The following is a 15396-nucleotide window of genomic DNA, read 5'->3' as shown; positions in this document are numbered from 1 at the left end:
TGAGTATCATAATAATGGATAAGCTGAATCTGGCACCAGCAATTCAAGAACAACTTGAAACTGTCTACGATCCAGAATTAAAACCAGCGAATATTGTTGACCTTGGTTTGGTCTACGAAATTATAACCAAGGAGGATGGCGTCGCAAAAATCGTCATGACCCTAACAGCGCCGGGCTGTCCGGTAGCAGGTGAATTGATGAGTGAAGTGCAAGAAAAAGTAGCGAAGATTCCGGGTGTAAAAGAGGCTTTAGTAGAACTAACTTTTGACCCACCATGGACCAAAGACATGATGACCGAAGAGGCAAAACTTGAATTAGGATTTCTTTAATAAGAAATCCTTTTTTATTGCCATAAAAAAGGTAGGTATACCCCTCTTGACTAGCTAGAAGGTTTTTGTTGTCGCTGCTCGAGTTGCTCTAACGTTTTACGCGGCTTTACCACCACAGGGTCCTTTCCAAAGAGCGCATCCCATAGATTTCGAGACTCTTTAGTCAACAGCGGGGACACGATTGACAATATCAACACATAAACAACGACAAAGGACTGCAGGATAGGCAAGAGCCCCCCTGCCTTACCAATATTAGCCATAATAATGGAAAACTCACCTCGAGCAGATAGCGTGAACCCAATATCGAAGGACGTTTTAGGCTTACTTCCCGCGAATCGTGCTGCAAAATAACCTGACGCCAAATTTCCAATAATCGTAACCACCGCAGCAAGCGCACCCCAAGTAACCGCCCCTCCGAGCGAATAGAGATCAATTGACAAACCGAAACTGAAGAAAAACATGGCGCCGAAAAAATCCCTATACGAGGAAATCATCGTTTCAATCTTCTTAATATACTTCGAGTCCGCAAAAACTAATCCGGCCATTAACGCGCCGATCGCTTCGGCAACATGAATCGTCTCCGAGAAACCAGCAATAATAAACAGCAGACTGAAAATAATAAGAATGAATAGCTCCGGGGACTTATCCTGCAGAAGCTTATCAATAAGAGGCACTAATTTCCGTCCTAAAATCAAAAATGTCAAAATAAAAGCCAGGGCCAGCACGGATGTTCCCGCAACCGTCCAGAAGCTCCCCCCACCAGTGAGTATAAGTCCTGACAGAAATGATATATGCATGGCAATAAACAAATCGTCAAACATGATCATTCCCATAATGATTTCCGTTTCAGGATTCGCTGTCCGTTTAAGGTCGGTAAGTACTTTTGCGACAATTGCTGTGGACGAACTTGTCATCACCCCACAAAGCACCATCCGTTCCTTGAAAGGCAGATCCATGAGCCACCCTATTAACAGTCCTGAAACGAAATTCAAGACAACATAGATGGATCCTCCAGTAACAATAGACTTGCCGGACTTCATCAATCGTCCGACAGAGAATTCAAGACCTAAATAAAACAACAGAAAAAGAACGCCTAAACGCCCCATAAAATCGATAAACGGTTTACTCTCGGTAAACGTCAGATCAACGATTCCTATTGTCGGAGCATGCTGCCCGACCAACATACCTACAATTATAAAGAAAGGAATTACTGAAAACCGCAACCTGTTGGCTAAAAGTCCAACGATAGCTACTAAAAAAACAGCAATACCAACTTCTAAGATAAGTGTAGTCGACAACATATAATTAAATTAATATCTCTTTCAACAATTTAATATTCGCCTTCTTCCCCGCTACCACCAGCGTTGTTCCTGGCGCAATATGGTACTCCGGCCCCGGGTTAATAATCGTCTCCTCCTCACGGATGGCAGCAATAATAGAAGCACCGGTACGTTGGCGAACGCCCAGTTCACCAATACTTTTATTTACCCCATCACTCGATTCACCAACCTTATACCATTCAATACGCAGATCATCTAACGCGATTTCCATTGTCTCCAGCGCTTTGGGTTTGTAAGACAGTCCCCCGACAATACCGGCGACCTGCCTAGACTCTTCGTCCGAGAGTGTCATTACACAGTGAGTTTCACTGTCTTCACTATCCGAGCGGTACAACTCTCGCTTTCCGTCGTCGTGAATAACAATAATCATGTTGTCACCTGCCTCGGTCTCGATTTGGTATTTTTTCCCAATTCCAATCAAGTCACTTTCTCTAACTATAGACATAGCACTAAAATTTAATTGATTTCGTATTTAATTTAAATACATTGTACAGTTGAACAAACATAGCAAAAAATAAACACATCCCCCCCCTAGTCGACTGGTTTTAACGTGCGTATATCTAAAATATTGGCCGCAAGATGAGGGCTGTACTTCTATAGTAAACGCATCCTAAAAATAGTCAAGAATTGACCCGTAATCGTAACTTCCTAATAGGATTTAAAACTGGCATAGAAAGAATGTTGTCTTTATTTTGTCGCTACATCGACAACTTTATAAGTGCCATCAGCGCCTTTTTCCCCTTTACCGATAGCAATACTTTTGGAATGATAAAATAAATACACCCAATCGGCGTCTCTACCTTGCTCCCAATATTCTTTACGTAAATCACGCGCTTTACGCCCGTCAAAATCGTACTTGGCGATGAAGTTCTTAAAGATTTCTTCGGGTTCAGGTAACACATCACCACCGAAGAAATAGTGCTCGCTATTAACGTGAATATGGAAAGCTTGATGATAGGGCGTATGCGCACCGTTAACTTCGTAGGAAATCTGGTCATTAATCTGACCATCGCCGTCTAACAGCACAAGATTTCCGCTACGTTGAATTACATCGAAAATTTCTGTTTTATACGAAGGGTTTTCGCCGCTAAATGCGTACATCCATTCCTCGCGTTGCACATAATATTCGGCATTGGGAAAAGCTACGCGAGCGGTCCCATCTTTAATGTCCACCATACCACCGGTGTGATCCTTATGGAGGTGCGACATCAATACGTATTTAACATCCTGCGGACTAAATCCCAATTTTTGAATATTTTGATGAATCAGCAACTCACCGTTGTCATCGCGGAAACCCAGACCTGCATCACAGACAATCAAACCATCCTCGCCTACAATTAAAAATGGATGAACATGAACGAAAAGTGAGCCTTTTCTGGAAAGGGGATCATCTTTGGCTGGATCAAACGGTACAAAAACCTTCGAAGCATCAACCGAAAAAGACCCTTCATAAAGAGAATATGCTTGAATCATTTTTATTATTTCGTAATTACGTATGTCACAAGCCCTTTTCAATTCGGCGCTTTTACGTATTAGGTAAAACAATTTACAAAACGTATATTTACACGTTAATACAGCAGCAAAGGTATGCAAAAAAGGTGGGTAGTAAAACCAAAAAATGACATCAAGAAAGCTAATAAACTACGTGAAGAACTAACGGTAAGCCCAATAATAGCAGACCTACTTCTTCATCGTGGTATCCAAACCTTTGAGCAAGCAAAAACATTTTTCCGACCTTCCCTAGACGAGCTTCATGATCCTTTTTTAATGAAAGACATGGACCTGGCGATCGCGCGCATTGAAAAGGCCATAGGCAACAAAGAGAAAATTCTAATCTATGGGGATTATGACGTCGACGGTACCACGTCCGTTGCTGTCGTGTATAGTTTCTTTCGCGACTTTCATTCTGGCCTTGAATTCTACATTCCAGACCGCTATTTGGAAGGTTACGGCATTTCTACCAAAGGGATCGATTACGCCGCACAGCATGGCTTTTCGTTAATCATCGCGTTGGACTGCGGAATCAAAGCCGTGGAGAAAATCAAATATGCCAAAAGTAAAAACATTGACTTTATTATCGGCGATCATCACTTGCCTGGGGAGCAGATTCCTGACGCGGTAGCGGTGTTAGATCCCAAGCGAGCAGATTGTCCTTATCCATACAAAGAACTCTCGGGATGCGGAATAGGCTTTAAAATAATCCAAGCATTTATACAAAAGAATGAAATGGATATCCAGCTCGCTTTCCAATACCTCGATCTAGTTGCCGTGAGCATCGCCTCCGATATTGTACCCATCACGGGCGAGAATAGAATCCTCACTCATTTTGGACTCAAGAAACTCAATACAAATCCCAATTGCGGTTTGCAAGCGTTGATCAACTTATCCTCAAATAAAACCGGCCAGTTCTCAGTAAACGATATCGTTTTTCAAATCGGTCCTCGTATAAACGCCGCCGGTAGAATCGAACACGCCAAGGACGCTGTCAAACTATTAATATCAAAATCAGTACAAGAAGCGAAAGATTTCTCGGTCACGGTCGACGATCAAAATAATTTGCGCAAAGATTTTGATCTCCGGATAACCGAAGAAGCACTTGAGCTTATAAACAGCAACAAGGCGCTACAACAACGCAAATCGACTGTACTATTTAAAGAAGATTGGCACAAAGGCGTCATCGGAATTGTGGCCTCTAGATTAACCGAGAAATACTACAGACCGACCGTAATACTGACCCAAACCAACGGCCATATCGCTGGCTCGGCGCGCTCGGTTCTGGGGTTTGACCTTTATGAAGCATTAAGTGAATGTAGCGAACTTCTCGACCAATATGGTGGACATAAGTATGCCGCAGGCTTAACTATGAAGCGCGAAAATGTTCCCGCTTTCCAAGAGAAATTTGAACGAGTCGTAAGTAGTAACATCAAACCTGAAATGCTTGAGCAAGAGGTTCAGATTGAAGCCAATATTCGGCTAGAGGATATCGACAGTAAATTCCATCGTATATTAAAACAGTTTCAGCCCCATGGGCCGCTAAACGATGCGCCAATCTTTGTATCCAAAAATATTACCGGATCTGGTTATATCGTGGGTGCTAATCACATCAAAATCACAGTTTGCCAGCATGAATCTGGTCCGTTTGAATGCATTGGTTTTGGTTTAGCCGGATACATAGATCATATAAATGCGGGGCAGCCCTTCGACATTTGTTATACCCTTGAGGAAAACAATTGGCGTGGAAAAAAGAATTTACAATTAAATATCAGGGCAATCCGATATTAAAAATATATTTGTAAGTAAACGATCAACATAAAATGATATTGAAGGCCGAACAGTTAGTTAAGAAATATAAACAACGGACCGTTGTAAATGATGTTTCTTTCCATGTGGAACAAGGAGAGATTGTCGGATTACTGGGGCCGAATGGTGCCGGCAAAACAACATCTTTCTATATGATCGTGGGGCTTATAAAGCCAAACGGAGGCCACGTATACCTGGATGGAAAAGAAATCACACAGGATGCAATGTTCCAACGTGCTCAAAAAGGCATTGGGTACCTTGCCCAGGAAGCATCGGTTTTTCGGAAGCTGTCGGTTGAAAACAATATTCTAGCGGTCTTGGAAATCCATTATCCGGATAAAGAAGAGCGTTTAGCGAAACTTGAAGAATTGCTTACCGAGTTCAGCTTACACCGTGTACGCAAGAATCGGGGAGACCTCCTCTCTGGCGGTGAGCGCCGCCGTACGGAGATTGCACGAGCACTCGCTGCAAACCCGCATTTCATCCTTCTCGATGAGCCGTTTGCTGGTGTAGACCCAATTGCGGTGGAGGAAATTCAAACCATCGTTTCTAAATTAAAGCGTAAGAACATTGGTGTGCTCATTACTGATCACAATGTTCAGGAGACGCTTTCCATCACCGACCGTGCATACCTTCTCACCGAAGGTAAAATAATGCTAACCGGAACACCCGAGGAAATTGCTGATAACGAATTAGCTCGTAAATTTTATTTGGGACGGCATTTCGAACTTAGACGTAAAAAACTATAAACTTAAAACCCCGTTGCCTGTATACAAATGGAACTATTAAATTCTTTATTCACATGGTTAATGAAAAAGCGGATACATCAAATCGAGCTGTTCATGAAATATCCCCATGATGTACAAGATGAATGGTTTCAAAGTCTAATAAAGACGGCAGAAGCAACAGAATGGGGAAAGAAATATGACTACAACAGTATTCTGACGCCTGACACTTACAGAGAACGCGTACCCATACAAGAATACGACGATATCAAAAGCTACGTCGATCGCATGATCCAAGGCGAACAAAATTTAATTTGGCCGACTGACATTAAATGGTTTGCCAAGTCCTCGGGAACTACCTCCGACCGATCCAAATTTATTCCAGTCAGCATGGAAGCATTAGAAGATTGCCACTACCAAGGGGGAAAAGATATGCTCTCCATATACTGCCATAACAAACCAGAAAGCAAGATGTTCACCGGAAAGTCGGTTGTGATCGGCGGATCTTCGCAAATAAACAATTTCAATCCAGACTCCTATAATGGTGACTTGTCCTCCATCTTAATTCGAAACCTGCCGTTTTGGGCGGAATTCAAACGAACGCCAAACCTCGAAGTAACATTGAACCCGAATTTTGAGGAAAAAATAGAACAGATTGCCCAAATAACAATAAAAGAAAATGTCACGAGCCTGGCTGGCGTTCCTACATGGAATATCGTCATGGCTAAACGGATATTAGAGATAACGGGAAAAAGCAACCTACTGGAGGTATGGCCCAACTTAGAGTTCTATAGCCATGGCGGCGTTAGCTTCAAACCATACCGTGATCAGTTCAAAAAGCTGATCCCATCGGACAACATGTATTATTTGGAAAACTACAACGCCTCGGAAGGTTACTTTGGGATTCAGGATCGTGAGGATGCGGAAGATCTTCTTTTAATGCTTGATTACGGCATATATTACGAATTTTTACCCATGGAGTACATCGATCAAGAACACCCACCAACACTTCGTCTCGATCAAGTAGAATTGGGTAAAAATTACGCCTTGATCATCTCCACCAACGCTGGTCTCTGGCGATACAAAATTGGTGATACAATAAAATTCACAAACCTCTCCCCCTACCGGTTCCAGATTTCCGGTCGCACGAAGCAGTTTATAAACACATTTGGTGAGGAAGTGATAGTCGATAACGCTGAACAAGCGTTACAAGTGGCTTGTAAAGCCACAAGTGCTATTATTAAAGATTATACCGCGGGACCGGTTTATTTTAGAGATAAGCAAGTAGGTACACATGAATGGATCATCGAGTTCGAAACGCAGCCTTCTAATTTTCAAGATTTTTGCCAAAAATTAGATGACACTTTGCGTGAAATAAATTCAGATTATGATGCCAAACGTTATAAAAACATGGCCCTTACGCCACCTATTATTCATAACGCACCAGAAAAAACATTTTACAATTGGTTGAAATCTCGCAACAAATTAGGGGGGCAAAACAAAGTACCTCGATTATCGAATGATCGGACCTACCTGGAACCCTTAATCAAACAAGCTCACCTACAAAGAAAGACATAGAGTCTAACACCTAATATTAATTAAAATATTCGCCTTCAGCGAGCTATTATTACTTTTTTTTCTAAATTGCATATTCTTAAATTTTAATGTGATGAGCGATACGAATAGCTATTCAATTCGCGTAGAGCCAACAAAACAATCAAGACTCTCGCAAGTAGATTTCAACAATCTAAAGTTTGGTCAAATCATGTCTGACCACATGTTAGTCGCTAACTATGATAATGGAGCATGGACTGATGTCTCGATCGTTCCTTATGGAGACCTGCAGATAAGCCCCGCCATGTCATCGTTGCATTATGGGCAAGCCATATTTGAAGGAGTAAAAGCCTATAAATATGCAGACGAAACCGTCAGTGTGTTCCGTCCCGATCAAAATTGGGAGCGCCTGAATAAGTCTGCTAAACGCTTACAAATGCCCGAAGTACCTCAAGAAATTTTTTTAGAGGGCCTAAAGCAGTTACTAAAGATCGACAAGCAATGGATCCCTTCAATAGAGGGAACATCGTTATATATCCGTCCTTTCATGTTCGGAACAGAACCCGCATTAGGCGTTCATGCATCAGCGAGCTATAAATTCATCATTATTACATGTCCTGTAGGTGCGTATTACAGCCAACCGATTAGCTTGAAAGTAGAAACCTATTATACCCGCGCGGTAAGCGGAGGGGTAGGATTTTCCAAAAATGCAGGTAACTACGCACTATCCTTATACCCTACTCAATTAGCGAATGAAGAGGGGTACGACCAAATCATGTGGACAGATGCTGCAGAGCATAAATACATCGAAGAGGCCGGAACGGCAAATCTTATCTTCCGTATCGGCGATAGCATCATCACGCCACATGGAGAAACAATCTTACATGGGGTAACAAGACGTACAATAATGGAACTCGCTGAAAAGTGGGGATACACGACCGAACAGCGCAACGTATCTGTGGCTGAATTGATCGATGGAATAAAAAATGGTACCGTGACCGAGGCCTTTGCCGCAGGAACAGCAGCGACAGTCACACATATCTCCCGGATTGGTTTTGAAGGACAAGACTATGAACTTCCACCGGTGGAGGGCCGTGAATTTTCCAATAAAGTATTCGATTATTTAAACCAACTACGGTATGGAAAAATAGAGGATCCTTTCGGCTGGAACTTTATCGTTTAATATACTAGATATCAAACCCTCACTAGGGCTATCCTAGTGAGAGTTTGTTTAGACCAGACGCCCCGACGAAAGATAAAAACTTTAACGTCCGCAAATCCTTCCTTGGTATTTGCGCTCTTAATAACCGCTACCCCTACCGCCCATCTATATAACTTAAAACCGCATCCCAGTCGGACGGAAGAAACCACTGCGTATCGCCATGTTTCTTAAACCAAGTAATCTGCCGCTTGGCATACCGCCTGGAATTTTGTTTAATCAACGAAATCGCTTCAGGCAAACTATATTTTCCATCCAAGTATTCGAACATCTCGGCATAACCCACCGTACGTAAGGCAGGCTCCTCACGATACTCGATCAACTGCTTCGCCTCTTGGAGTAACCCTCCGTCTACCATTTGGTCAACACGTATATTTATACGGTCATAAAGAACTTCGCGTTCGAGATTCAATCCAATGGTAATCACCTGAAAATCACGCTCGGCCGCCGCATGTTTTTGAAAATCCGAAAAACACCTTCCTGTAGCCAGAAAAACTTCAATGGCACGAATAAGACGTTGCGGGTTATGAATATCGGTTTTAGCGAAAAACGCAGGATCAATTTCTCGGAGCCGCTCCTGCAAAGGCTCTATTCCATGTTCACGATAAATAGCGTTTAACGACTCCCGCACCTCGGGGGGAGCTTTGGGGAGATCATCGAGCCCTTCGCACACTGCACGTACAAATAGCCCCGACCCACCGACCATTATTACCGCATTCTGCTTTTGGAATAAATGTGTAAGCAACGCCAAGGCATCGCGTTCAAAATCACCTGCAGAATATTTATGGGCTATGGAATGCGAATTAATAAAGTGATGCTTAGCTTGGGAGAGCTCGAAGAGGTCAGGCTTGGCAGTCCCCACGGCCATTTCCCTATAGAACTGTCGCGAATCTGCCGAGATAATCTCCGTATTAAAATGTTGCGCGAGCCGTATTGCAAATGTTGTCTTACCAACAGCCGTTGGCCCTACTACAACGATCAATTTCTTTTTAGTTATGTTCATCCCATCTAAAAAAAAGTACCTTAAACGCTACGTTTAAGGTACTAATGTACATTATTAATTAATATACTCTAATTAATACCCGTCCTCCATACCGTTCGGCTCTTGTTTATCTTCATCTTCCGCACTGGCGCTAGTATCATCGTCTTCGCCAAACATATCCAATTCATCGTCATCTACACCATATTCGGTTTCATCTACCGTGATCTCTTCCTCATCATCGATATCTTCAAGGCCCGTAGTCAGTGGAAAATTCGATGCCGCCGCATTTTTAGGTGATTCTCCAACTCTTTTACTAACTAAAGGATATACTTTACCTTCTTCTTCCTTTAGAATTTTAATGAGCTCGACATGGAATTCATAAGGGCTACTAAAATTATAGATGTAGTAAAATTTTTGGTGAGGATCATCAATAAATTTACTCAGCCTCACGTCTTCCATATTAAGAACGCCGTCATCAATTTTACGCGCCGACGACAAAAGACCTATTTCTGTCCCTTTCTTCCATTGATCGTTACTCACATAGAACGATGAGCTAGCATCTGATTTATATCCGGTAGACTGATGAATTGCTTCATGAAGCTGTAAAAAGGTTCCTTTCGAGGGCATATCAATTTCCCGATAAATATCCTCATAATCCTCAAAAGTTACACGAAATCTGTAAATAGCCATTCTTATCTTTAATAAATTGTTATGCGCGAGCGCCGGCCGAGTATATCCGCCGTTTGTTGCTAGCAACGAGCTAACGCGGTATAAAAATACAATATTTTTTAAAAACTTAAAGTACTTCGTTTTTCTTCAACGATAATCCTATGCTCGTACCTTTAGCACGAACAAAATCAAGCGCTTCATCACGGGTATTTGTAATTTCACCCTCCAAAATTGCTTCGCGCATCGCATTTTTTATTGTACCAACTATGCGTCCTGGGCCGATTTCAAATAATGCCATAATATCCTCGCCGGTTACAGGTGGTTGCCAATTCCGGATTCGGTCTCTTTCCTCCACGTCCTTCAGCTTCTGCCTAACGAGCTCAAAATTATCGCGGTATTTACGCTTTTTATACTCGTTCTTGGTTGTTACGTCGGCATGACACAAGTCCATTAATGCATCGATATCATCCCCAGCCTCAAACAACAACCTTCGCACCGCTGAGTCAGTAACAATATCTTGTGCAAGAACAATCGGACGCAAGTGGAGCTGTACCAATTTCTGTACGAATTTCATTCGATCGTTTAGTGGAAGTTTTAATTCCGAAAAAAGCTTTGGTACCATCTTCGCTCCGCGGTCTTCGTGCCCGTGAAAGGTCCACCCTACGCGTTTGTCAAATCGTTTGGTTGCGGGCTTGGCGATATCATGCATGATTGCCGCCCATCGCAACCAGAGATCCTGGGTACTGGCACAAACATTATCAAGCACTTCTAATGTATGATAAAAATTATCTTTGTGCCCGCGACCGTCAATAATTTCTACGCCATACAGATCGTTCATCGCCGGGAAAATATATTTTAATAGCCCCGTGTCGTAAAGGTAGCGGAACCCTATCGAAGGTTTTTGGCATAAGATTATTTTATTAAGCTCGTCGGTAATCCGTTCTTTAGATATTATTGAGATACGTTCCGCATTCGCTGAAATAGCTTGAATAGCTTTGATATCAATCTTAAAATTCAATTGTGAAGCAAAGCGAATGGCGCGCATCATACGTAAAGGGTCATCCGAAAAAGTGATATTTGGATCTAATGGTGTTTTGATAACGCGATCTTTTATATCCGCAGTGCCATTGAAAGGGTCCACAAGGTCTCCAAAACGGTCTGCATTTAAACACAAAGCCATCGCATTGATCGTGAAGTCTCGTCGGTTCTGATCATCCTCCAAGGTACCGTCCTCAACAATCGGGTTGCGCGAATGTGTGCGATACGATTCCTTTCTCGCTCCTACGAATTCGATATTTATATTATCCCAGACGAGCATTGCCGTGCCGAAATTTTTGTACACAGCAACTTTTGTCTTTAACTGCTCGCCGAGTTTTGTTGCAAACTCAATTCCGCTACCAACAACAAGAATATCCACATCATTTTTGAATGGACGTCCCATAATTCGGTCGCGAACATAGCCGCCAATGACGTAACAGTCAACGTTTGCGTTATCCGCTAAATCTCTGATCTTATGAAATATCGGTTGTTGTAAATTATCTTGCATGACAAACTAGTCTGGGGAAAAACCCCTTAAAAACGACAAAAATAAGGATTATTTCCAACAATATAGCATCGGATTCCCTAATAGGGAGCGGCATAAGGTACTAGTCCCGGTCTTTGGACAAGCGCCGGAATGCCAATGGGTTTGTGGTGAGCTCGCCTTGTTCGCGTCTTCGCTGAACAATATGTAGCGCCGAAAATATGGCTTCCAAAAATGACTCATGCGCGGCCAAATTTTGTCCAGCAATATCGTAACCCGTACCGTGATCCGGCGATGTACGCACAAACGGCAGACCCGCTGTGAAATTCACTCCCTTCCGTGAGGCAATATGTTTAAAGGGGATAAGGCCTTGATCATGGTACATCGCGAGTATCCCATCAAATTTCGTGTAGGCATTTGCAGAGAAAAAACCATCCGCCGGATAAGGTCCGAAACAAAAAATACCTTCTTCATTGGCTTTCTCTATCGCGGGGCGTATAATCTGTTCATCCTCGGTACCTATCAGCCCGTTATCGCCAGCATGTGGGTTTAACCCTAAGACGGCAATCTTGGGCTTCTGTATCCAAAAATCTTTGATCAAGCTCTGCTTCATCAAGCGAAGTTTTGCTAAAATCGCTTCTTCGGTAATATTTGCAGCAATCTCTTTGACAGGAACATGCCCCGTCACCACACCGACGCGCAATTCGTCAGCGATCATAAACATTAACACATCAGATGACTCCGCCTTTTTTTGCAGGTATTCGGTATGCCCAGGGAATGAAAAACCTTCCTGTTGTATATTGCTCTTGTTTATTGGCGCGGTTACCAAAGCGTCTATTCCCCCTGCAAGAAGATCCTCTGTAGCGCGTTCTAAGGAAAGAAAAGCATACTTCCCTCCCGTCTCGTTCTGCTCACCCAAGGTAATCTTTACGTCCTCTTGCCAACAGTTAATCATATTCGCCCGTTTGACATTTGCTTGCTCGGCGGTATTAATAACTTGAAAACTAAAATCTTGCACCCCAATAGCCTTACGATGAAATGAAGCGACTTTAGTATTACCGTATACGATAGGAGTAAAGAATTCTAAGACACGATTATCCATTAGCGATTTAATAACCACTTCTAACCCTACCCCGTTGATATCTCCAACGGTAATTCCGATTTTTAATTTTTCACTCATTGTTCGAAAGCTTTGAATCAAAATTACAAAAATTTAGGTTAATAATTGGGCTTTCAACAATGCAATGCTATTATTCTATTTTTCTTTTTCTGTAAGAAACTTCTTCTCGCCTTTTGCATCCAGATAAAACTTTTTATTCTGCGCATCGATAAAAACGTCGAAGCCATTATGCTTTTCGCCCGTTGGTTTGTCAACCATTTTTTTAGGCTCGTCTTTTTTGCCTTTCTTGCTGAAAGCTCCTGAATCTGGAATTCCAGGCATTTTGTTACTCGGTGGTACCACTGGCGTATTTTTGATCGGCATCTTTTTGGGTTTCGAATCTTGGGCATGCACTGATCCTACCGACATTAAAGAAACTGCAGCTACTATAGCCACGATGTTTAAAAACTTAGCTAAATTTTTCATAATCGTATATTTAAGCTCATAAAGCTTAAAAAGCACAAAATCGAATCCAATAACGTAAGATTACCAGAGAATTAAATTATATTTTCGTCGCTGATTTTATGGATTAAATATCTGTCCCTTAGTTAAAAACAAGCTACACAGCCGTGCTGAAATAAGAAATCGCGATCCCCCACCGATAACGGCCACTTATTTTAAAATGTTATCTTTGCAAAAACAGATCACATGAGCACCGTACGCGCAAAAAAACACCTCGGACAACATTTTCTAAATGATAAAAATGCTGCAGAAAAGATTGTGAATGCGCTGACTCCCTCCGTGGGTTTCGACACCGTTTTGGAAGTCGGTCCTGGGATGGGCGTACTATCGGACTTTCTTCTTCAAAACACAGCCTACCAAACATGGCTAATCGATGTCGATGAGGAATCAATCAACTTCCTTGCGGACAAATATCCACAACTGGAAAACCGCCTAATACATGGAGACTTTTTAACACTCGATTTTGCGACGCTCTTCGGGCCTCGAATCGCCGTAATAGGCAACTTCCCTTACAATATATCCTCACAAATTCTTTTCAAAATACTGGATGAGCGTGACCGTGTAGTACAGATGACCGGCATGTTTCAAAAGGAAGTCGCTGAACGTTGCGTTGCAAAACCAGGCAATAAAGAATATGGCATACTTAGCGTCTTTCTACAAACGTACTACGATGTTCAATATCTATTTACTGTAAAGGCGGGCGCTTTCAATCCGCCACCGAAGGTGCTCTCTGGAGTCATAAAGATGACAAGGAATACGCGCGAATCACTGGACTGTAACGAAAAGCTTTTTTGGCGCGTGGTAAAAGCGGGGTTTAACCAGCGGCGCAAAACATTGCGTAACGCGCTATCGGCGGTCCTTCCAAAAGAACGCATGAGCGATAATCCGTTATATGAGTTACGCGCCGAGCGGCTCTCGGTTGAAAACTTCATGGAACTAACGCGCGAGGTCGAACCTGCGCTTTAATAACACTGCGCATGGAGACTACTAACATCGCAATAATTGGCGGCGGAGTCGCCGGATTAACCGCAGCTATAGCGCTTCAAAAAGCAGGCCTCTCGGCCACCGTATATGAACAGGCTGCTGCACTACGCGGCATTGGCGCCGGATTTGGATTAGCGGCCAACGCCATGCATGCATTGGACATTTTAGGACTCCGTCAGGGTGTAGAGAAAATCGGTCATTTCCTACCTTCCTACAATATCCTTGACGCGAACGGCAAAATCCTTATCAGTCCAAAAACCGAACAAATAGGCACCTATTACAAACAAAAGAACTTTGCCTTACACCGGGGAGAGCTACATAGCTTTCTGCTGGCACAGCTTCCGGAGGGACACGTTCGACTAGGCAAACAAGCTATCAGTTTCACCCAAAATCAGGGCCGGGTCACTATTAATTTCTCGGATGGATCCAGCGTCCACGCCCATGGGCTAATTGTTGCCGATGGCATTCGTTCAACGTTACGGCAGCAGCTACTTCCTAAAGCAAAACCGCGTTACGCAGGGTACATGTGTTGGCGCGCGGTGATCGACAACCAACATATCGATCTAACGTCGTCATACGAGACATGGGGTAGCAACGGGCGCTTTGGAATGACGCCGTTGGTTGATCAAAAAATTTATTGGTATGCATGTATCAATGGAAAAGTAAACGACCCTATTTTACGTAAATTCACCATCGATGATCTACGTAAACGCTTCGCCAACTACCACCAGCCGATCGGCTCGGTGCTAAGCAGCACATCCAACGAACAGCTCATTTGCAGTGAAATCATGGACATCAAACCGCTGAAAAGCCTTGCTTATGGTAAAATATTACTGATCGGCGACGCCGGACATGCTACAACCCCAAATATGGGACAAGGTGCATGCCAAGCCGTTGAAGATGTTGCGGTACTATACGATGAACTGCAAGAGTCCAGTGATATTTCAGAAGTTTTCCGGAACGTTTCAGAGCGCCGGCTCGAAAGGACGAGCTACATCATCAACACGTCCCGTCGAATCGGATGGATTGCACAATGGGAAAATAAGGCTTCAATTCAATTGCGAAATTCCCTCATGCGTATCATGCCCGAGCGCATGAAACAACAACAACTTCAACGGTTATTAACCGAAAACTTTTTATCAAAAAAATAA

General features: G+C 42.9%; 15 protein-coding genes. 7 read left to right on the top strand and 8 right to left on the bottom strand.

The window, feature by feature from the left end:
• Window positions 1-14 precede the first annotated feature (14 nt).
• Entirely contained in the window at window positions 15-329 is a 315-nt protein-coding gene (locus FM107_RS04195; RefSeq protein WP_373407989.1) for a metal-sulfur cluster assembly factor, read from the top strand.
• A gap of 50 nt (window positions 330-379) precedes the next feature.
• Here the strand turns inward: FM107_RS04195 and FM107_RS04190 are convergent, their stop codons facing one another.
• From FM107_RS04190 to FM107_RS04180, 3 genes are all read right to left on the bottom strand, one after another.
• On the bottom strand, window positions 380-1630 hold the full coding sequence (locus FM107_RS04190) for a cation:proton antiporter (RefSeq protein ID WP_086947272.1): 1251 nt from the start codon (window positions 1628-1630) through the stop codon (window positions 380-382).
• A 4-nt stretch (window positions 1631-1634) separates the two neighbouring features.
• Window positions 1635-2114 carry a cation:proton antiporter regulatory subunit gene (locus tag FM107_RS04185; protein ID WP_086947271.1) on the bottom strand — a complete coding sequence of 160 codons (480 nt, stop codon included), beginning with the start codon at window positions 2112-2114 and terminating at the stop codon, window positions 1635-1637.
• 242 nt (window positions 2115-2356) lie between these two features.
• Entirely contained in the window at window positions 2357-3142 is a 786-nt protein-coding gene (locus FM107_RS04180; protein ID WP_086947362.1) for an MBL fold metallo-hydrolase, read from the bottom strand.
• 114 nt (window positions 3143-3256) lie between these two features.
• Between FM107_RS04180 and recJ the strand changes: the two genes are divergently transcribed.
• The 4 genes from recJ to FM107_RS04160 all read left to right on the top strand — a co-directional run bounded on the left by recJ (window position 3257) and on the right by FM107_RS04160 (window position 8431).
• On the top strand, window positions 3257-4951 hold the full coding sequence (recJ, locus tag FM107_RS04175; protein ID WP_086947270.1) for a single-stranded-DNA-specific exonuclease RecJ: 1695 nt from the start codon (window positions 3257-3259) through the stop codon (window positions 4949-4951).
• Between the two features lie 32 nt (window positions 4952-4983).
• The gene (gene lptB / locus FM107_RS04170) at window positions 4984-5718 is read left to right on the top strand and encodes an LPS export ABC transporter ATP-binding protein (RefSeq protein WP_086947269.1); all 735 of its coding nucleotides are present in this window, start codon (window positions 4984-4986) and stop codon (window positions 5716-5718) included.
• 27 nt (window positions 5719-5745) lie between these two features.
• The gene (locus FM107_RS04165; RefSeq protein WP_086947268.1) at window positions 5746-7272 is read left to right on the top strand and encodes a GH3 auxin-responsive promoter family protein; all 1527 of its coding nucleotides are present in this window, start codon (window positions 5746-5748) and stop codon (window positions 7270-7272) included.
• Between the two features lie 91 nt (window positions 7273-7363).
• Window positions 7364-8431: a branched-chain amino acid aminotransferase gene (locus FM107_RS04160; protein WP_086947267.1), complete on the top strand. Its 1068-nt coding sequence runs from the start codon at window positions 7364-7366 to the stop codon at window positions 8429-8431.
• Window positions 8432-8564: 133 nt separating this feature from the next.
• On the opposite strand, the gene miaA is transcribed toward FM107_RS04160, so the two are convergent.
• From miaA to FM107_RS04135, 5 genes are all read right to left on the bottom strand, one after another.
• Entirely contained in the window at window positions 8565-9470 is a 906-nt protein-coding gene (miaA, locus tag FM107_RS04155; protein ID WP_086947266.1) for a tRNA (adenosine(37)-N6)-dimethylallyltransferase MiaA, read from the bottom strand.
• Window positions 9471-9542: 72 nt separating this feature from the next.
• Complete coding sequence (locus FM107_RS04150; RefSeq protein ID WP_086947265.1) at window positions 9543-10139, bottom strand: hypothetical protein; 597 nt, start codon at window positions 10137-10139, stop codon at window positions 9543-9545.
• Window positions 10140-10245: 106 nt separating this feature from the next.
• Window positions 10246-11664: a CCA tRNA nucleotidyltransferase gene (locus tag FM107_RS04145; protein WP_086947264.1), complete on the bottom strand. Its 1419-nt coding sequence runs from the start codon at window positions 11662-11664 to the stop codon at window positions 10246-10248.
• A gap of 100 nt (window positions 11665-11764) precedes the next feature.
• Window positions 11765-12820 carry a 4-hydroxythreonine-4-phosphate dehydrogenase PdxA gene (gene pdxA, locus FM107_RS04140; RefSeq protein ID WP_086947263.1) on the bottom strand — a complete coding sequence of 352 codons (1056 nt, stop codon included), beginning with the start codon at window positions 12818-12820 and terminating at the stop codon, window positions 11765-11767.
• A 75-nt stretch (window positions 12821-12895) separates the two neighbouring features.
• Window positions 12896-13225, bottom strand: coding sequence for a hypothetical protein (locus FM107_RS04135; RefSeq protein ID WP_086947262.1), 330 nt, complete (start codon window positions 13223-13225; stop codon window positions 12896-12898).
• A 222-nt stretch (window positions 13226-13447) separates the two neighbouring features.
• On the opposite strand from FM107_RS04135, the gene rsmA reads away from it, so the two are divergent.
• A complete protein-coding gene (gene rsmA, locus FM107_RS04130) occupies window positions 13448-14227 on the top strand; it encodes a 16S rRNA (adenine(1518)-N(6)/adenine(1519)-N(6))-dimethyltransferase RsmA (RefSeq protein ID WP_086947261.1) in 780 nt (259 codons plus the stop codon).
• Window positions 14228-14238: 11 nt separating this feature from the next.
• Entirely contained in the window at window positions 14239-15396 is a 1158-nt protein-coding gene (locus tag FM107_RS04125) for an FAD-dependent monooxygenase (protein WP_086947260.1), read from the top strand.

Source organism: Sphingobacterium sp. JB170 (assembly GCF_900163865.1).
GTDB lineage: Bacteria > Bacteroidota > Bacteroidia > Sphingobacteriales > Sphingobacteriaceae > Sphingobacterium.
This window is presented reverse-complemented; position numbering and strand designations above follow the sequence as displayed.